Source organism: Gilliamella sp. W8128, from assembly GCF_016100545.1.
GTDB lineage: Bacteria > Pseudomonadota > Gammaproteobacteria > Enterobacterales > Orbaceae > Gilliamella > Gilliamella apis.
Map to the genome: position 1 here is coordinate 51,257 of NZ_JACFSE010000007.1, position 20,507 is coordinate 71,763.

At 35.7% G+C, this 20,507-nt stretch carries 15 protein-coding genes and 1 tRNA gene; 7 read left to right on the top strand and 9 right to left on the bottom strand.

Going from position 1 to position 20,507, the window contains the following annotated elements:
* Positions 1–173 precede the first annotated feature (173 nt).
* Positions 174–1,643, top strand: coding sequence for a glycoside hydrolase family 32 protein (locus H3U97_RS08420; RefSeq protein WP_065652055.1), 1,470 nt, complete (start codon positions 174–176; stop codon positions 1,641–1,643).
* Positions 1,644–1,683: 40 nt separating this feature from the next.
* Here H3U97_RS08420 and H3U97_RS08425 read toward each other — a convergent pair whose 3' ends face one another.
* A complete protein-coding gene (locus tag H3U97_RS08425; protein ID WP_086360769.1) occupies positions 1,684–2,688 on the bottom strand; it encodes a LacI family DNA-binding transcriptional regulator in 1,005 nt (334 codons plus the stop codon).
* A 192-nt stretch (positions 2,689–2,880) separates the two neighbouring features.
* On the opposite strand from H3U97_RS08425, the gene H3U97_RS08430 reads away from it, so the two are divergent.
* Both H3U97_RS08430 and cysE read left to right on the top strand, forming a co-directional pair.
* Entirely contained in the window at positions 2,881–4,125 is a 1,245-nt protein-coding gene (locus H3U97_RS08430; RefSeq protein ID WP_065579122.1) for an oligosaccharide MFS transporter, read from the top strand.
* 181 nt (positions 4,126–4,306) lie between these two features.
* A complete protein-coding gene (gene cysE / locus H3U97_RS08435) occupies positions 4,307–5,068 on the top strand; it encodes a serine O-acetyltransferase (protein ID WP_065579143.1) in 762 nt (253 codons plus the stop codon).
* Between the two features lie 59 nt (positions 5,069–5,127).
* On the opposite strand, the gene H3U97_RS08440 is transcribed toward cysE, so the two are convergent.
* The 6 genes from H3U97_RS08440 to H3U97_RS08465 form a co-directional block, all read right to left on the bottom strand.
* Positions 5,128–5,964: a mechanosensitive ion channel domain-containing protein gene (locus tag H3U97_RS08440; protein ID WP_065652052.1), complete on the bottom strand. Its 837-nt coding sequence runs from the start codon at positions 5,962–5,964 to the stop codon at positions 5,128–5,130.
* A gap of 60 nt (positions 5,965–6,024) precedes the next feature.
* Positions 6,025–6,612: a nucleoid occlusion factor SlmA gene (gene slmA / locus H3U97_RS08445; RefSeq protein ID WP_242650638.1), complete on the bottom strand. Its 588-nt coding sequence runs from the start codon at positions 6,610–6,612 to the stop codon at positions 6,025–6,027.
* Positions 6,613–6,614: 2 nt separating this feature from the next.
* Positions 6,615–7,073 (bottom strand): dUTP diphosphatase, encoded by a 459-nt coding sequence (dut, locus tag H3U97_RS08450; RefSeq protein WP_065579119.1) that lies wholly within the window; start codon positions 7,071–7,073, stop codon positions 6,615–6,617.
* Positions 7,057–8,286, bottom strand: coding sequence for a bifunctional phosphopantothenoylcysteine decarboxylase/phosphopantothenate--cysteine ligase CoaBC (gene coaBC / locus H3U97_RS08455; protein ID WP_370545683.1), 1,230 nt, complete (start codon positions 8,284–8,286; stop codon positions 7,057–7,059). The genes dut and coaBC overlap by 17 nt, the downstream gene beginning before the upstream one ends.
* A 50-nt stretch (positions 8,287–8,336) precedes the next feature.
* Entirely contained in the window at positions 8,337–9,998 is a 1,662-nt protein-coding gene (gene recN / locus H3U97_RS08460; protein WP_065652050.1) for a DNA repair protein RecN, read from the bottom strand.
* Positions 9,999–10,292: 294 nt separating this feature from the next.
* Positions 10,293–11,645 carry an Nramp family divalent metal transporter gene (locus H3U97_RS08465; protein WP_065579116.1) on the bottom strand — a complete coding sequence of 451 codons (1,353 nt, stop codon included), beginning with the start codon at positions 11,643–11,645 and terminating at the stop codon, positions 10,293–10,295.
* A 366-nt stretch (positions 11,646–12,011) separates the two neighbouring features.
* On the opposite strand from H3U97_RS08465, the gene H3U97_RS08470 reads away from it, so the two are divergent.
* The 3 genes from H3U97_RS08470 (at position 12,012) to metF (ending at position 16,469) form a co-directional block, all read left to right on the top strand.
* Positions 12,012–12,563: a DUF1440 domain-containing protein gene (locus H3U97_RS08470; RefSeq protein WP_198198706.1), complete on the top strand. Its 552-nt coding sequence runs from the start codon at positions 12,012–12,014 to the stop codon at positions 12,561–12,563.
* Positions 12,564–13,210: 647 nt separating this feature from the next.
* Complete coding sequence (metE, locus tag H3U97_RS08475; protein WP_198198707.1) at positions 13,211–15,484, top strand: 5-methyltetrahydropteroyltriglutamate--homocysteine S-methyltransferase; 2,274 nt, start codon at positions 13,211–13,213, stop codon at positions 15,482–15,484.
* Positions 15,485–15,593: 109 nt separating this feature from the next.
* Positions 15,594–16,469, top strand: a complete 876-nt coding sequence (gene metF, locus H3U97_RS08480; RefSeq protein ID WP_198198708.1) for a methylenetetrahydrofolate reductase [NAD(P)H] — start codon at positions 15,594–15,596, stop codon at positions 16,467–16,469.
* Positions 16,470–16,512: 43 nt separating this feature from the next.
* Here the strand turns inward: metF and H3U97_RS08485 are convergent.
* Positions 16,513–16,589: transfer RNA gene (locus H3U97_RS08485), tRNA-Met, on the bottom strand.
* 219 nt (positions 16,590–16,808) lie between these two features.
* Between H3U97_RS08485 and H3U97_RS08490 the strand changes: the two genes are divergently transcribed.
* The gene (locus H3U97_RS08490; protein ID WP_025316813.1) at positions 16,809–17,228 is read left to right on the top strand and encodes a GFA family protein; all 420 of its coding nucleotides are present in this window, start codon (positions 16,809–16,811) and stop codon (positions 17,226–17,228) included.
* Between the two features lie 63 nt (positions 17,229–17,291).
* Here the strand turns inward: H3U97_RS08490 and carB are convergent, their stop codons facing one another.
* Complete coding sequence (carB, locus tag H3U97_RS08495) at positions 17,292–20,507, bottom strand: carbamoyl-phosphate synthase large subunit (protein ID WP_198198709.1); 3,216 nt, start codon at positions 20,505–20,507, stop codon at positions 17,292–17,294.

Below are 20,507 nucleotides of genomic sequence, written 5' to 3' on the forward strand. Positions count from 1 at the left end.
TCAATATTAATAATAAACTAAAACATTTATAAAAAAAATCATTGTTAACGTTAAAAATATGTGACTAGTATCACATAAATTAACGTTTATTTTATTATAGGTTAACGTTAACAAATATTTTGAGGTAGTATGTAATTATATTAACTTAACTCAATTTGAACGAAGGTAATGTTATGAATACTGCAATTGATAAAGCAAACCAAGCTGTAGAAAAACTAGAACAACAAATAAATAAACAGTATTACCCTCATTTTCATTTAGCACCACCAGCTGGCTGGATGAACGATCCCAATGGATTAGTTTATTATAAAGGGCAATATCATGCCTTTTACCAACATCATCCTTATGATGAAAATTGGGGGCCTATGCATTGGGGTCATGCAGTAAGTGATGATCTGATTACATGGCGAAGATTACCTATTGCTATTGCACCCGATCATGATTATGACCAAAGCGGTTGTTTCTCTGGTTCAGCGGTAGATAATAATGGTGAACTGTGCTTAATTTACACTGGTCATATCTGGCTAAATGGTCAAGGCAATGATGAACATATTCGTGAAACCCAATGTCTTGCTACCAGTAAAGATGGTATTCATTTCGAAAAACATGGTACTGTGCTGACACCAAAAGAAGGGATTATGCATTTTCGTGATCCTAAAGTTTGGCAACAACAAGGAAAATGGTGGATGGTGGTTGGGCAACGAGAAGCCAATGACATCGGGCAAGTATTGCTTTATCGCTCAACTGACTTAAAAGATTGGATATTTGATCAAGTACTTATCAGTGATATTGATCCTAATGTTTATATGCTTGAATGTCCTGACTTTTTCCCATTGGGTGATAAATGGATCTTGATGTTTTCACCACAAGGCATGCACGCTAAAGGTTATCAATATCGTAATCGATTCCAGTCAGGTTATATTGTTGGTGATTGGCAACCTGGTAAACCATTTACCGTCATTAAATCATTCCAAGAGATGGATTTTGGTCATGATTTTTATGCACCACAATCATTTCTTGCCGCTGATGGTCGCCGAATTGTATTTGCATGGATGGATATGTGGGAGTCAAAAATGCCAAGTAAACACGATAAATGGATGGGGGTTTTTACTTTACCACGTGAATTAATACTAGACCGCCAAAACAAAGTTCGTAACCGACCAGTAAAAGAACTTGAAGCTTTGCGAGAAAAACCGCAATTATTAACCAATATCACATTAAATAATGAATTAAAAAATACCGATATCGAGTCAATTAGTTGTGAAGTTAATGTTGAAATTGATTTAGCCAATAGTAATGCCGAACGTTTTGGCTTACAACTCGCTGCCACCTCAGATGGTAAACAAGCTACATTATTGTATATTGACTTGCAATCTAATCGACTGGTTCTTGATCGAAGCCTTTCTGGACTCGATTTAAAAGGTTATCGCAGCGTGCCATTACCAAAAAACAAAAAAGTAACATTGCATATTTTTGTGGATGCATCATCAGTCGAGGTTTTCGTCAACAAAGATTTATATAGTCTTTCAAGCCGTATTTATCCAAAATTACCAGCTACACGTTTAATTAATTTATTTGCTGAAAATGGACAAGCAAGAATTAGCAAATTAGAAAGCTGGCAATTAAAATCTATTTATCAATAATTGACAATAAAAACCACCATATTATGGTGGTTTTTTTACTCTAGACAGATTCTCGTGCTAAATAAGGCGATGGGATATGCGTGACATTTTTTTCGCTTAGGCCATTAATGATATGTAAGGCAGCAGCTTGTCCTATTTCGTAATGAGGTAATTGCACGGTAGTCAGTGCAGGATAAAAAAGCTCACCAGTGCCAACCATATTATCATAGCCAAGAACGGCGATATCCTTCGGTATATGAAACCCTTTGCTAAGTAAAAATTGATATGCAACAAAAGCTATGCGATCATTACCGCAGATCAATACGTCAAAATCAGGTTTTTTAATACAATGTTTTGCTAAGATCTCTACCGTCATCATATACTCTAACGCAAGATTATCAGGGGATATAGACGTATGATAGCTTGTGATATCCGCTAAATCATTACCTGCATCTAGCCATGCTTGTTCAACCGCTTTACGTCTAATTTTACCAGCTAAGGTATTTTCTGATAAATAGATGCAGAGTGGTTTTTTATAGCCTTTGTTGATCACGTTTTGCATGGCTTGATACTGACCAGAATAATCATCAGGAATGTAACAAGCAAGTTGTTCTGAATCACTAATACAATTGGCTAATACTAGATTCTTACCTAATAGTTTTTCAGGTAGTTCAACTTTTCTTAATCCCATTGTGGTATAAATAATACCATTAGGCCGATAAGATAAAAGCGTATTAATCGCATGATCAGCATCTTTATCATCAAATAAATTGACAATAAATGTATTCCAACCATGTTGCTGTGCCGTTTTTTCTATTGCCTGAAGTAATTCAACTGAAAATGGTGTCGTTGCCGTTTCTAATGCCAGCACACCAATAGCATGTGGTCCTGAATTATCACCTCGAATTTTACGTGCCGATAAATCGGGCACATAATTCAATTCTTCAATAGCTTTCTTCACTTTTTTATAAGTTTGTTTATTTAATTTTTCAGGATTATTAATCGCTCTAGACACTGTCATCAATGAAACAGATGCCAGTTTAGCCACATCCTTTAGTGAAGCCATAGTTGGATCCTTTTACTCAGCATAAAAATAATTAATATTTAGTTAGTGTGATGATACCACAAATAAAAATGATAAAAAGTGTGAGGAAAGTAACATTTATGAGATCTGATTGTATCTATTTTATTTCAATTATGACCATAATGTTAACATTAACATGTTAACGTTAAACTACCAAATAGAAGAGACTAAAAAATGAATATAGATATGATAAAAAATAAAAATTATTGGTTCTCATCAGGCTATCTTATTACCTTTTATGCTGCATGGTCGCTTTGGTGGTCTTTTTATGCGATTTGGCTTAAAAGCAAAATTGGATTATCCGGAGAACAACTAGGGGTTGTGTATGCAGCTAATTCTGCTGCAGCCATGTTTTTTATGATCTTTTACGGTTTCATTCAAGATAAATTACAGATAGGAAAAGCGGTTGTTACTTTTCAAAGTATCATGATGATACTGATTGGCCCTTTTTTGATTTATGTTTATGAACCTCTATTAAGGCAGGATTTTATATTAGGTGTTTGTATCGGAGCACCGGTATTAAGTGCAGGCTTTATATCTGGCAGTGCCTTAATTGACTCATTTATCGAGCGGATAAGTCGTTTATGTAACTTTGAATTTGGCCCAGCAAGATTTTGGGGCTCATTTGGCTATGCTGCTGCGACTCTTGTTGCTGGTCTTTCATTTGGCATTGATCCACATATTAACTTTTGGCTCGCTTCTGGCGTCGCAGCTATCTATTTCATCATCAATTTATTTTTTAAACCTACACAAAAATTATCGGTAAGCAATAACACACCGCAAATAATAGTACCGAAGCCAAATATTCCTACAATCAGTGAAATATTATCACTTTTTGCTCTTCGTAAATTTTGGCTATTTGTTGTCTTTATTATTGGTACTTTCAGTTTTTATACCATTTATGATCAACAGCTATTTCCGAATTTTTACACCAGTTTTTTCGAAAAAGAGGAAACCGGTTATAAAATTTATGGTTATTTAAATTCATTCCAAGTTTTTCTTGAAGCAAGTTGTATGATTATTGCACCTTATTTTATTAATAAATTGGGAGCTAAAAAATCACTATTAGTGGCGGCATTAGTTATGATTTGTCGAATAGGTTTATCAGCAAGCTTAGATAATGTCTATCTAATCTCTTTGGTCAAACTATTTCATGCAATTGAAATTCCACTATTTATTTTGGCAATGTTCAAATATATTGTAGCTAATTTCGATGCCAGACTTTCAGCAACACTTTATTTGGTTGGTTTTAATATTTCATCAAATTTAGGGGTTATTGTGTTGTCAAAACCTGTGGGTAAATTATTTGATAATCATGGTTATTCAACGACTTTTTATATACTTGCTAGTATCGTGCTAATCATTTCATGCATCGCGATATTTACTTTAAGTGATAATAAACAAGCAAATAATCAATAATAACTCAATAATTGAATAAAAATGGGAACAGTCGGTTCCCATTTCACAAATTATCATCTGTTTGTCTATTAAAGCTTGCGTCTATCCATTGTTTGCGAAACAATACTAAATATTATGACTAATGTTTAAATCTATATAGGTATTTGGCATGAATACAAGCAAAAAATTTGTTAAACCAGCTATGTTGTGGCAAACAATTCGACAAGAAGCATCGAAGCTAGTTGAAAGTGAACCAATGTTAGCGAGTTATTTCCATGCAACGTTACTTAATCATGAAAATCTAGGTAGTGCCTTAAGTTACATTTTAGCCAATAAACTTGCCACCCAAGTTGTACCTGCAATTGAAATCCGCGAGATAGCCAGACAAGCTTATCAGGCTGATGATAATATTATCCATGCCGCCATTACCGATATTCTTGCTGTGTACGTTCGTGACCCAGCCACTAATTACTATTCAACGCCATTGCTCTATTATAAAGGATTCCTTTCATTACAAGCTTATCGAATTGCACACTGGCTTTGGAAACAAGATCGTAAATCATTAGCAACCTTCTTACAGAGCCAAATTGCCATTGTTTTTGGCGTTGATATTCATCCAGCAGCCCAAATTGGTTGTGGTGTTATGTTTGACCATGCAACAGGTATTGTCATTGGTGAAACGGTAGTGATTGAAAATGATGTCTCTATCCTACAATCAGTCACCTTAGGGGGCACCGGTAAAGAAAATGGCGATCGTCATCCGAAAATTCGTGAAGGCGTTATGATTGGTGCCCATTCGACAATATTAGGGAATATTGAAATTGGTAAAGGTGCTAAAATTGGTGCCGGTTCAGTCGTTCTAGAGCCTGTACCAGAACATACTACTGTGGCAGGTGTTCCAGCTAAAATCGTTGGTTGTCCTGACTGTGATAAACCAGCATTAAATATGGATCAAGATATCTAACTGCAAAAAGAAGTGTTGTATTCCGTTGCTAACCAACAACGGAATACCATAGTTGAAAATTATGATTGAGAGTTTACATTTACATCCATAGTTGGATATGGAATGTTAATACCATTTTCAGTTAAGCCATTTTTAATATTTTCAAGCAATTCAGCTTTAACTGGTCCATAATTGGCATTGAGAGTCCAAACTAAAACATTAAAATTCATCGATGAAGCATCCAATAAATCCAAACGGATAATTGTATCTTTACTGGTTAAGATATTATTTGTTTTATTCACTGCTTGATTTAAAACTTGATAAACCTTTTGAATATCTGAATCATAGCCAACATTAACGACTAAATCTAAACGTCTTTCCGGCAAACGGGTATAGTTAATAATATTGGCACTAACTACTTGTCCATTTGGAATAACAACAACTTCATTAGTTGGTGTAACGATAGTCGTTGAAAAGATTTGAATAGAATCAATATCCCCTTTTTGGTTATTAATAACCACTGTTTCACCGACTTTAAAAGGACGAAAAATAATTAAAATCACGCCAGCAGCAAAATTTGACAAAGATCCTTGTAAAGCTAAACCAACAGCTAAACCGGCGGCACCAATCACAGCAACAATTGATGCTGTTTGCACACCAAGTTGTCCCAATACAGCAACGAAAGTCATCACTATAATGGCGTAATAGGATAAAGAGCTGACAAATTTAACTACGGTTGGATCAACATGACGATTGGTTAATATTCTTCTTAATTGGCGAGCAACAAATTTAGCAATGGTTCGGCCAATAAGAAAAATAACAATGGCAAAACAAAAATGAGCTACATAACTTAATACTACCCCATCATATTTTTCTATAAAGAATAGAATTTGATTAGTTATATTTTCAAAATTCATGAAATTATCCTCTGTAACAATAACAGAAATAGTTAGAACGATAATTGTTAGTGAGTCGAATTAAACTAACTGTTTTGCTAATAAAGCCCAACGGGTTTCAAAGTTTGTTGTGGGTAAATACTTAAAACCTGAACGAGAATAACGTGCCATCATTCCTTCACAAAATGCAAGTAACTGACCAGCCAAAATACGTTCATCAGTGGTAAAAGCGATACCTTCACGAATTTTTCTTTCTCGTATGACTTGCTTTATCTGGGTTTCGATTCGTTCAAATAATTGACTAATTCGATCTTGCAATTGCTCTTGCTCAAACATTAAGGCATGCCCAGTCATGATACGAGTCAGACCTGGGTTCTTTTCAGAAAAACCAAGTATTAAGGCTAAAATAAGTTGCAGTCGAACAAAGGTATTCGGTTCATCTTGCATAATAACATTAATACGAGAAAGCAAAATATCTTCAATATAAACAATTAAGCTCTCAAACATTTTCGTCTTGCTGGGAAAATGTCGATACAAAGCAGCTTCAGAAACACCAACTGTTGCAGCTAATTTAGCCGTTGTGATTCGTTGCGTACCTTCATTAGATTCAAGCATAGTTGCCAATGCTTGGAGTATATCTTCTTTACGATTTTTATTTTTGCTACTCACGATTATTTCTTACCTGAATGCCCAAATCCACCTTCACCGCGTGTTGATTCAACAAAATCATCAACAATATTAAATTCAGCTTGCACGACTGGCACAATAATTAATTGCGCAATTCTATCGCCCGGTTCAATAACAAATGGGGTTTGGCTTCGATTCCAAACTGGCACAAATAATTGACCTTGATAATCAGAATCAATTAAACCAACTAAATTACCAAGAACAATACCATTTTTTGAACCAAGTCCTGAACGAGGTAACACTAATGCAGCTAAGCTAGGATCAGCAATATGCATAGATAAACCAGTTGGAGTTAAAATCGTTTCACCAGGTTTAATTTCGGTAGTTTTATCAAACATTGCTCTTAAATCGATACCAGCTGAACCTTCGGTTGCATAAGTTGGTAGTGGAAACTCATTACCTAAACGTTTATCTAATACTTTAATATCAATTTTTCTTTTCATCATGACTCGCTTTATATCGTGTTATAACTGCTTGAAGTAACTGTTTTGCTAATTGTTGTTTACTGCTTAATGGTAACGTTTGTTCGCCATTTTGCCAATAAAGGGTTAATGCATTTTGATCAGAGTTAAAACCTATATTCTGGTCTGACACATCGTTAGCACAAATTAAATCTAAATTTTTTGTGGTCAATTTTTTAAGGGCATAGGCCTTTACATCATTCGTTTCAGCGGCAAAACCAACGACAAATGGACGGTATTCTTTTAATCCAGCAATACTGGCAACAATATCTGGATTTTTAACTAATTTAATCACAAGCTCATTGCTATCATCAGTTTTTTTAATTTTATTCTTAGCAATAGTCTCAGCCCGATAATCAGCAACAGCGGCACAAGAAATAAAAATCGTAGATTTCTTCGCCAAAACCAATGCCTCATCATACATCTGTTTAGCACTTTTTACATTAATGCGATTAACATTATCAGGTGTTGTTAAATTAACTGGACCGCTAATTAAGTTCACTGTTGCTCCCATTTCGGCCGCCGCTTTTGCAATGGCAAAGCCCATTTTACCAGAACTATAATTACTGATATAACGGACTGGATCAAGCTCTTCAATGGTAGGGCCGGCAGTGATAGTAATGGTGGTTCCAGCAAGTTCGGAATTAGCTTGAAAATAGTTATTAATACTTTCAACGATAGTTGTCGGTTCAACCATGCGACCAGGACCAATATCACCACACGCTTGAAAACCCTCATCTGGACCTAAAATTAACGTATTGCGTGATTCTAATGTCGCTAAATTTTGCTGCATTGCGGCAGCTTTATACATCTGTTGATTCATTGCTGGTGCGATAACAATTTTGGCTGGCGTCGCAAGGCACATCGTCGATAACAGATCATCGGCAATACCATTTGCCATCTTAGCAATAATATTCGCTGTAGCCGGGGCAATTAATACTAAATCAGCCCATTTAGCTAATTCAATATGGCTCATTGAGAGTTCAGCTGTAGGATCGAATAACTCTTTTGATACTGCATTACCAGATACCGCTTGTAACGTCATCGGTGCGACAAAATGACTAGCGGACTCGGTCAATACAACTCGTACTTGCGCACCAGCCTTTTTTAAATGGCGGACAAGATCTGGACATTTATAAGCAGCAATGCCACCCGTTATGCCTAATAAAATATTTTTACCAGATAAGCTCATGATTCTAGCTATCCTCAGTCCAAAATTAAAGTCGTTATTTTACCATAATTAAATTAGATAATAAGTAACTCTTTCGCATTGGCTAATGTTGCATCTGTGATTTTATCACCGCCCAATAACCTAGCTAGTTCATTTAAACGACCATTTTTATCTAATCTTTGCATATCAGTAGCGGTCTGTTTGCCATTGGTTTGTTTACTTACAAAATAGTGTTGATTAGCTTGACCAGCAACTTGTGGCAAATGTGTCACAGTAATAACTTGAGTTGATTCACCAAGTTGTCTTAATAACTGTCCCACCTTAGCGGCAGTAGGCCCGCTAATACCAACATCAATTTCATCAAAAATCAGTGCCGGCGTGTCCATTTTTTGTGCAGTTAAAACTTGTATAGCTAACGCTATACGAGATAATTCACCACCAGATGCGACTTTAGCTAAAGGTTGTGCAATTTGCCCAGCATTGGTACTAACTAAAAAAGATACCTGATCTGCACCATCTTCACTCAAGCGGTTTTCATCGAATGTTATATCAATACTGAAATCACCATTTGGCATAGATAATTCATGCATAGTAGCCGATACTTTTTTAGCTAATGTTTTGCTAGCTGCTAAGCGTTTTTGGTGTAATTTAGTTGCTAATTCTACGGCAATTTGTTGATATTTTTTGATCTGCTCTTTTAACTGTTCACCCTGTTCATCTTGCTGATTAATCTGTTTAAATTCATTAAGTAAACTCTGATGTAATTCAGGTAATGCTTCTGGTGACACATGGTGCTTACGAGCTAAAGCGATCTGTTTTGATATGCGTTGTTCAAGTTGCATCACTCTTGCCGGATCCAACTCTAAACTTTCACTATAATGACGTAATTCATAGCAAGCTTCTTTAATTTGAATAGTAGCTTCTTCTAGCATTGCTGAAACATTATTTAAAGATGGATCTAATCCGGCTAAATCATTAATAATATGTTTAACACTATTAAGCATATTACTCACATTGTACTCATCAGCTTCGTCGAGTAACATTATCGATTGTTGGCTAAGACTAATTAGCTGTTCACTATTGGCTAACTTTTTATATTCTTCATCAATTTGTTGATATTCCCCTTCAATCGGCGAAAATTCATTTAACTCTTTTAACTGATATTGCAATAACTGAACATGTGCATCGCGCTCTTGTTTTGAGGATTGATATTGTTGATAAGCTTGGCTAGCCGTTTTCCATTGCTTATAGGCCTGTTGCATTTGCGATAATAAATTTGGTTCATGCATATAGTGATTAAGTAATATTTGTTGATAATCACTTTTTAACAAACGCTGATGTTCATGTTGGCCATGAATTTGAATTAGCATTTGTCCTAAATCTTTTAATTGTGAAATTGGTACAGCTCGCCCATTAATAAATGCTTTAGAACGCCCATCTTGATTGATGACTCGTCGTAAAATACAGTCATTACCTTCATCAAGTTGATTTTCAGTTAACCATACATATGCCGCTGGTGTGTCATCAAGGACAAAACTAGCTGAAATATCTACTCGTTCCGCACCATTACGAATAGCAGAGGCATCTGAACGATTACCTAAACATAATCCTAAGGCATCAATCGCAATCGATTTACCGGCCCCAGTTTCCCCTGTAATTGCGGTCATCCCTGTTGTAAAATCAACTAACAACTGATCGACAATAGCAAAATTATTAATAGTAAGTTGAGTTATCATAATAATTAAATAAACACATGCAACTGATTAAAATTAGTACGAGTATATCAACAAAAACACTGTAAATAAATACAGCTTTTTAAATAAAATTACGATTTAATTTTATTATTTTAACTAGAATTACGTTGCTATCTAGATTTTACCTAGTTTTTAAAACGGATCCTTTTGCTTAATAACTGAGCAAATCAATAAAGGTGTGTCATCAATTGATTAGAAAAATATAAACCATTGATAACAACTGAATCAATGGTTTTGATCAATCATTAGTTGATATATAAGCTGATATATAGTTAGTTAATATAATGAACTAATCACTTCATAAATTAGTTGTAAATTTAATATCACTAACGAAATAGTTGCTATCCAGCCTAAAATAATAGTTAACTTACTGTTAACAAACTCCTGCATAATTTTTTTATTTGAAGTGACCCAAATTAAAGGCACCATGGATATCGGTAAAGCGATGCTCAAAAATACTTGAGTATAAATTAATAAATTTTCGACAATATTTTCTTTATCTCCCCAAATATAAATACATAAAATAACCGGAGTCACCGCCAATCCACGACTAATTATTCGTCTTGCCCAAAGAGGAATTGATAAATTGATAAATCCCTCCATAACGATTTGCCCCGTCAATGTACCAGTAATTGTTGCATTTTGACCGGATGCCAGTAATGCCACAGCAAATAATGTTGCCATAATCGAACTGGCTACCGGGCCAACCATATGTGGATCTTTCAAAGCATCATATAGCTGTGTAAATCGACCAAGATCATCGGGATTATTGCCGTAAAAAAGGGCGGCACCAAGAATCAATAAGAGACAATTGATGATGAACGAAAAGGATAACTGTATATTGGAATCAATGGTGGCATATTTAATTGCATCTTTTAGGCTGGTTCGATTCTTTCTGTCATATTTTCTGGTTTGAACGATTGAAGAGTGTAGATATAAATTATGTGGCATAACAGTCGCACCAACAATACCTAATGCTATAACTAATGCTGAATCATGCCCTTTAATTGAGGCAGTAAAAATATCTGTTCGAGGAATAAAGCCATTAATAATGTCACTCAATGCCGGTGAAGCTCTTAACACTTCATAAGTGAAGATAATAAATATTGTCGCAATTAAACAAAAAACGATAGCTTCTATTTTTCTAAAACCAAAACGCATTAGAATTAACAAAATAACCACATCAAATACCGTTAATAAAACACCAATTAATAATGGAATATCAAACAAAAGATTCAAGGCAACGGCACTACCAATCACCTCGGCAATTTCTGTGGCAATAATCGCTAATTCAGTTGATATCCATAAGCAAAATGCTACCTTTCTACCCACCATTGATTTAGTTGCTTGTGCAAGATCCATGCCGGTGACTACGCCAATCTTGACACACATGGCCTGTAATAACATGGCTATCAAGCTAGAAATTAATATCACTGATAGCAACAAATAACTATAAAGCGCACCGCCTTGAATTGAGGTGATCCAATTACCGGGATCCATATAACCAACCGCTACTAAAGCCCCCGGACCAGAAAAAGCCCACAGTTTTCGAAAAAAACTCGCATTCGGATCGGGAATATGAACAGTATTATTGATCTCTTCTAAACTTACTGTGGATATTTTCAACATAATCAAAACCTCAAAATTGATATATTGCCATTATACATGATAATGAGAATCATTATCAATTAAAATAATCATTTTAGGTGTTTTTAAAAATTATGATCGGGATAATGTGTATTATTTAGATTTAAAAGCGTATATTATTTAACCGTAATTAGTCTATAAATCGGTATGTCGGCATCTATCCATTATGACTGATTAAAGCTATATTAGTCCACCCCAAAAGTAATGCTGAGCAAACAAATTTTGTTTTAAACGAATATACAATAAAACGTCCTACCCAATTTAGGTAGAACTTAGATAGAACACAATTTATTTATATTATTGGCTATTTAATTTCAATTCTATTAAATATAGTAAGGAATAACTTCAATGTTTGGAAATAAAACAAATCGTCAAATTATCATCTGGACAACAATTATTGGTGGTTTTATCAGTTCATTAGTCAAATGGGGATCTGAAGTTAATATGCCTCCTCGAGTTCCCGGTGAAATTTCGCCACCAGCGGCACATATTGATGCTTGGCTTGGTTGGTTAGGCATCAATTCCCACTCGCTTGATTATATTTATCAAGGAACCAATGTTTTGGGTGCAGTCACTCTTTATCACTGGTTATTTAGTTTCGCTTTTGCTTTTGTTTATGTATTTATTGCTTATTTTTGGAATAAAATCCGACTTTGGTATGGGGCATTTTATGGATTAATTATTACTGTCGTCATGCACGGATTTTTAATTCCATTGTTAGGATTCCGCCATCCCGCTTATGCACCTGAAGGAACAATTGGTTGGTTGTGGAATTTAAACGGTTATGAATTATGGAGTGAAATTTTAGGTCATATTTATTGGGGTGTTTCTATCGAGATCTGTATGATTGCCGTACTCGCTCACTTTTCTAGACCGATTCATGGTGAATGGCGAAAATAAATATTGTTTACTACCCTTCTGTCCCAATCAAGATAGGAGGGTTTTGAATCTTAACTATATAAATTAATTATTAATCATTTTTGTAAAATATTTAGATTAATCTTCTCTACTCTCTCCGCATTTATATCATTAAGTTGTCGCTCAACCCGGTGCGATCGACGAGCTTCCTTTGTCTTTTCCACCATAAAATTATTTACCGGAATAAAAATAATAACCGCAAACAATAGTCCAACCGCAGTATAATCAAACCAATGTTTACGTGACTTAAATAGGCAATACAGAATATTGACAATGCAGTTAAACAAGAAAAAAACCATAATAAAAAAGTTCAAAATCGACTGAACCGTCATAACACCGCTATGGTCATTACCTAATGATGGATAGATCAAAGTAAGCTCAAGAAAGTAAATTAAATAAAGAATAATACACATAGAAACTATTACTGATCATGATCTAGAATTTCTTCTTATCCTATATCCATTTAGTAAATAAATATACTTAATTTTGGGTTAACTGGAAATGGTAAATTATTTTGATATAGTTAAAAACTATATCAATCCATAAAAAACTAGAATTATTCAATAGCGATTTTTTTTGTTATCTTTTTAGTTACTAAAAGAACTGCGATGAAATGAAAGGAAAATAAAATGAATACTGCTGTTATTGGATATCCACGTGTTGGTAAGCTTCGTGAATTAAAATTTGCTACCGAAGCTTATTTTAAAGGAAATAAAACTCAAGCGGAGCTATTAAGTGAAGCAAAAGCGCTACGTGCAGAACATTTAAATCAACAAGCTGCTCAAAAAATAGCATTTATATCATCAAATGACTTCTCATTTTATGATGCAGTTCTAGACACAGCATGTTTACTAAATGTTGTACCAAAACGTTATCAAGATTTAGGTTTACCTGAACTCGATCGTTATTTTGCTATGGCTCGTGGTTATCAAGGCGATAAAGGTGATGTTCGTGCATTAGCTATGAAAAAATGGTTCAATACCAATTATCACTATCTTGTTCCTGAAATCGAAGATTCACTAGAAATAAAAATTGCCAGTAGCAAACCATTTGATGAATACCAAGAAGCCAAAGAACTCGGCATTCAAACGAAACCGGTGATCATTGGTGCTTTAACCTTTTTCAAATTAGCTCAATACTTAGGTAGAAAGCAATTAGTTGATTTTAAAGCTGATATTATTAAAGCTTATCAAGAAATCATTCAAAAATTCACTGCTCTTGGCGCTGATTGGATTCAAATTGACGAGCCAATTTTAGTGACTGATCTTACTCAACAAGATATCGAGTTATTTAACGAAATTTATCAAGCTATTTTATCTGTTAAAGGTAAAACGAAAGTCGTATTACAAACTTATTTTGGTGATGTACGTGACTGTTATAAAGAACTTGTTGCATTACCTTTTGATGGTGTTGGTCTTGATTTTGTTGAAGGTAAACAAACTTTAGCCTTACTTGAAAATAATGGCTTCCCTGCTGAAAAAGTATTATTTGCAGGTGTCGTTAATGGTAAAAATATTTGGAAAAATGATTACAAAAAAACCTTAACATTATTAGCTAAAATTAAACAAAAAGCTGCAAACGTTGTGGTGAATACTTCATGCTCATTATTGCATGTACCTTATACATTACAAAATGAGACTAAATTAACTATTCAACAACGTGCTTATTTTGCTTTCGCTCAAGAAAAACTACAAGAGCTTGCTGAATTAGGCCAATTACTTAATGAAGCAAATCCAGATAATAATGCCGCTTACAAAGCTAACCAAACTCTGTTTACCCGTGAACGTGAAGGGGCTAACCAAACAGTTCGTCAAAAAGTGGCGGCACTGAAAGAGTCTGATTTTACTCGTTTACCTGAATTTTCGGTGCGTGAAGCTGCTCAGAAAAAAGCCTTTAATCTGCCATTATTACCTACTACAACTATTGGTTCATTCCCACAAACACCAGATGTACGTTTAAATCGTGCAAAATTCAAAAAAGGCGAAATTTGCCTAAATGAATACACTGAATTTAATAAACAAAAAATTGCTGAATGTATCAAACTGCAAGAAGAGATCGGTATTGATGTATTAGTTCACGGTGAATTTGAACGTAATGACATGGTGGAATACTTCGGTGAAAGCTTAAACGGATTCGTATTTACTGAAAAAGCCTGGGTACAATCTTATGGTACACGTTGCGTTAAGCCACCAATTGTTTGGGGTGATATTTCCCGTTCTAAACCAATTACGGTTGAATATTCAAAATATGCGCAAAGTTTAACTGATAAACCAGTTAAAGGCATGTTAACCGGCCCTGTGACTATCTTAAACTGGTCATTCCCACGTGAAGATATCTCACAAAAAGAATCGGTATTCCAAATTGGGTTAGCGATCAGTGATGAAGTATTAGATCTTGAAGCAGCTGGCATTAAAGTCATCCAAATTGACGAAGCGGCATTAAAAGAAAAATTACCATTACGTAAAGCGGATTGGAATAGTGAATATCTAGATTGGGCAATTCCAGCATTTAGATTGGTTCACAGCAAAGTACAAGCTGATACCCAAATTCATACTCATATGTGTTATAGCGAATTTGCTGACATCATCAAAGATATTGATGCGATGGATGCCGATGTTATTTCATTTGAAGCATCACGCTCAAATCTACAATTAATTGATGTGCTTAAAGCAAATAACTTTAAAACAGAAGTTGGACCTGGCGTATATGACATCCACTCACCACGTGTACCACCAGTTGCGGAAATCAAAGCAACTATTGAAAAATTAGTGGCTAAAATTGATAAGCAAAAATTGTGGATTAATCCAGATTGTGGTTTAAAAACTCGCGGTGAAAAAGAAGTAGTTGAAAGCTTAGAACACCTAGTTCAAGCAACCTTAGAAGTGAGAAAGACTCTTAATTAACACTGTTTTTTATAAAGTTAATTAGCTTTGTCTGTCTTAATTACCGCCGCCTTTATAGGCGGCGGTAATGTCAGTAGAGTAAAAAAGATAGCAAGAATGGATGGTACCAATGAAAACAAATTTATTATTTAACCAAAAAACAGTATTTTCCTTTGAGGTTTTTCCACCTAAAAAAACGTCACCATTAGAGACAATTTATAGCACATTACGCGAATTAGGTTATTTTAAACCTGACTTTATTAGTGTCACTTATGGTGCTGGTGGTAGCTTAAATGGCCAAACTACAATTGATATTGCACATTCGGTTAAACATACTTATGGTATTGAAAGTGTCGCCCATTTACCGGGGATCAACTTCGACAAAGCCGAAATGCTAAAAATTCTTCACGACCTCAAATGTGCCGGAATTGATAATGTATTAGCATTACGTGGTGATATCAGCCCCAATGTACCACCAAAAGATGATTTTCGTTTTGCTAGCGAATTAGTCACCTTTATTAAAGAAAACGGCGATTTTAATGTTATTGGCGCATGCTATCCAGAAGGGCATCTTGAAGCAACGACGCTTAAACAAGATTTAATCCATCTAAAAGAAAAAGTAAATGCCGGTACCGATCAGCTAATTTCACAACTATTTTTTGATAATGACTATTTTTATGCTTTTTTAGATAAAGCACATGACATGGATATTAATGTACCAATTGAAGCAGGCATTATGCCCGTTACCAATAAAAATCAGATTGAACGAATGGTTTCAATGTGTGGTGTTAATCTACCTAAGAAATTTAAGCAAATAATGGAAAAATATGAACATCATCCGGATGCATTTCGTGATGCTGGTATTGCTTATGCTATCGATCAGATTGTTGATTTAGTCTCACAAAATGTTGATGGTATCCATTTATATACAATGAACAATAGTTACATTGCTAGACGCATTAGCGAAGCGGTATCAACATTACTTGCTGTGCCAAAATCAGCGTAATTATTTAGTTGTTTGTAAGAATATGAGAAAGGTTTGGTAGAATTGGTTGCGGGGGCTGGATTTGAACCAACGACCTTCGGGTTATGAGCCCGACGAGCTACCAAGCTGCTCCACCCCGCGTCAAAGAGGTGGCTATATTATATCAATAAAATAATAAAGCAATACCTTACTAGTCTAACTGTCCTTTTTTTACACATTCCTTAACAAATAAAGACAATTTATATAGTAAACGGTATACACTCCTCAATATTTTTTACAACTAAACTTATTCTAGTTGATTATCCATTATGCTAATATTTAACCAATTAGCAAAATCATTAATTGGAAAAAGGAAAAAATATGTCAACTCAATATCATGGATCTTGTTTGTGTGGAAAAGTTAAATTGTCTGTGCCATTTGCCAATACGGATTTTAGTGCATGCCATTGCCAAACTTGTCGTAAATGGAGTGCTGGGCCTTTAATGACCTTAGCGCACAGTGGTGATTTAACGATAGAAGGACAAGAGAACGTTACCCATTTTAACTCATCACAATGGGCGGAAAGAGCATTTTGTAAAGAGTGTGGCTCTCATCTTTATTATCATTTAAAAGGTACGCAAAATTATTATATTGCTGCTTGGATCTTTGACGATATTAAGGATTTAAAATTCACGGCTGAAGTCTTTATTGATAAAAAACCAACTTGCTATGCGTTTGCTAATCAGACTCACAAATTAACCGAAGCAGATATTTTAGCGATGGCTGAAGGAAAGGCTTAAAAAATAAATTATAACTTGATGTATTATTTATAAAAAAAGACGAGCTATAGCTCGTCTTTTTGCTTATTGATAAAGTGCCTGTAACGGTATCACGCTATCAGCAGGATTGTAATCCAGAGCTGCTGTCGTAGCATAAGCTGCATTCATAGTTGTATCATAATGAACCTTATATTGGATAGCACTACGGCGTAGGATTTTAGATGCTTCAATAGCTGCTCGACCTGAGGTTGTGTTAAGAATATAACTGTACTCGCCATTTTTAATATGATCATGAATATTTGGCCGACCTTCATTCTCTTTTTTGACAATTTGGCAGGCAATTCCTGCTTGTTGCAATGCTTTTGCCGTGCCAAGTGTGGCATCAATGCTAAATCCATGAGCGATTAATCGTTTAGCAACTTCTAATAGACGTGGTTTATCTTGTTCACGAATAGAAAGTAATGCTTTGCCAGATTTTTTCATATTCGACAAGCTGCCAAGCTGTGCTTTGGCAAAGGCTTCTGCAAATGTTTTACCAATTCCCATGACTTCACCGGTTGAACGCATTTCAGGACCTAAAATAGGATCGACACCGCTAAATTTATTAAATGGTAATACCACCTCTTTAACGGAATAATAAGGCGGAATGACTTCTTGAGTGACATTTTGCTTAGTCAGCGATTGCCCTGTCATGACGCGGGCAGCAATTTTAGCCAGTGGTAAGCCAGTCGCTTTCGAGACAAACGGCACCGTACGGGCTGCACGTGGATTAATTTCAATTAGATAAACTTGATTATCTTTTACAGCAAATTGCCCATTCATTAAACCTTTTACGTTTAGCTCGAATGCTAACTGTTTAGCTTGTTTACGCAGTTCAGCTAGAATTTCAGGACTTAATGTATACGTTGGTAGCGAACAAGCGGAATCGCCAGAGTGAATACCAGCTTGTTCAATATGTTCCATAATGCCACCAATAACGATTTGCTCGCCATCGGCAATCACATCAATATCCACCTCGATTGCATCATCTAAAAAGTGATCAAGTAGTACAGGCGCATTATTTGACTCACTCACCGCAGTTTTAAAATAACGGCGTAAATCTTGTTCATTGTAAACAATTTCCATTGCTCGTCCGCCTAATACATAAGATGGACGCACCACGAGTGGATAACCGATTTGTTCTGCTTTGATTACCGCTTCATCAATATCGGTTACGGTGGCATTAACTGGCTGTTTTAACTTTAATTTATCGACTACTTCTTGAAAGCGTTTGCGATCTTCGGCTCTGTCTATGGCATCAGGAGAAGTACCAATAATTGGAATTCCGGCTGCTTCAAGAGCTCGCGCCAATTTCAGCGGAGTTTGTCCACCATACTGTACTATCACGCCATTAGGTTTTTCAACGTGGGCAATTTCAAGCACATCTTCAAGGGTAACCGGCTCAAAATAGAGTCTATCGGAAGTATCGTAATCGGTTGAAACCGTTTCGGGATTACAATTTACCATAATGGTTTCAAAACCATCTTCACGTAAAGCCAATGCTGCATGCACACAGCAGTAATCAAATTCAATGCCTTGACCAATTCGATTAGGCCCACCGCCCAAAATCATAATCTTTTTACGATTAAATTGTGGGTTGGCCTCACACTCTTGTTCATATGTTGAGTAAAGATAGGCTGTATCGGTTGAAAACTCGGCTGCACAGGTATCCACACGTTTATAAACTGGGTGAATATCATATTGTACGCGCAGATCTCGCACGGCTTGTTCTTGAGTATTAAGCAGTTTAGCAATACGAAGATCCGAAAAGCCTTTACGTTTAAGTTGCCATAATGCCTCTTGATCAAGATCATTAATGGTTTGTTGCTTTAAGCGATTTTCTATTTGCACTAACTCTTCAATTTGTACTAAGAACCAACGATCAATATGGGTTAATAAAAAGATTTCATCCAGCGTGAAACCAGCACGAAACGCATCAGCTAGATACCAAATACGCTCACTACCAGCTTCCTGCAATTCATAACGAATTTTAGTTAGATTCTTTTCATCACTATAATCATCGATTTTTTCGTCCAACCCACTGGCGCCAACCTCTAGCCCTCGTAGTGCTTTTTGCATCGATTCTTGGAATGTTCGGCCAATTGCCATCACTTCACCCACCGATTTCATTTGCGTGGTTAAGCGATCATTACAACCAGCAAATTTTTCAAAATTAAACCGTGGAATCTTAGTAACGACATAATCAATAGACGGTTCGAAAGAAGCAGGTGTTTTTCCACCAGTAATATCATTGCACAGTTCATCAAGTGTATAGCCAACCGCTAATTTAGCCGCGATTTTAGCAATAGGAAAACCAGTTGCTTTAGATGCTAACGCTGAAGAACGAGATACCCGAGGATTCATTTCAATCACAATTAATCGACCTGTTTTTGGATCAACCGAAAATTGTACATTTGAACCACCAGTTTCAACGCCAATCTCACGTAATACCGCAATTGAAGCATTACGCATAATTTGATACTCTTTATCTGTTAAGGTTTGTGCCGGTGCAACCGTGATTGAATCGCCAGTATGGATCCCCATAGGATCGAAATTTTCAATCGAACAAACAATAATACAATTATCGTTTTTATCCCGCACGACCTCCATTTCATACTCTTTCCATCCAATCAATGATTCATCAATAAGTAATTCATTAGTCGGCGATAAATCAAGGCCTCGAGTACATATTTCCTCAAATTCTTCTTGATTGTATGCTATACCGCCACCGGTTCCCCCCATTGTAAAAGAAGGACGAATAATACAAGGAAATCCGACTTGTTCTAATACCGTATAAGCTTCTGTTAATGAGTGAGCAATACCAGAACGAGCTGTATCAAGACCAATTTTTTTCATCGCCTGATCAAAGCGTTTGCGATCTTCCGCTTTATCAATCGCATCGGCAGTAGCACCGATCATTTCAACATTAAACTCTTTTAATACACCCCGTTTTTCAAGTTCTAATGCACAATTTAATGCCGTTTGCCCCCCCATTGTCGGTAAAATGGCATCAGGTCGCTCTTTCTCAATAATTTTACGCACACATGTCCAGTGGATAGGCTCAATATAGGTAGCATCAGCCATTTCTGAATCGGTCATAATGGTTGCCGGATTCGAGTTAACTAAAATAACTCGATAGCCCTCTTCACGTAATGCTTTACATGCCTGAGCACCGGAATAATCAAATTCACAAGCTTGACCGATAACGATTGGCCCTGCGCCAATAATTAGAATACTTTTAATATCTGTTCGCTTAGCCAT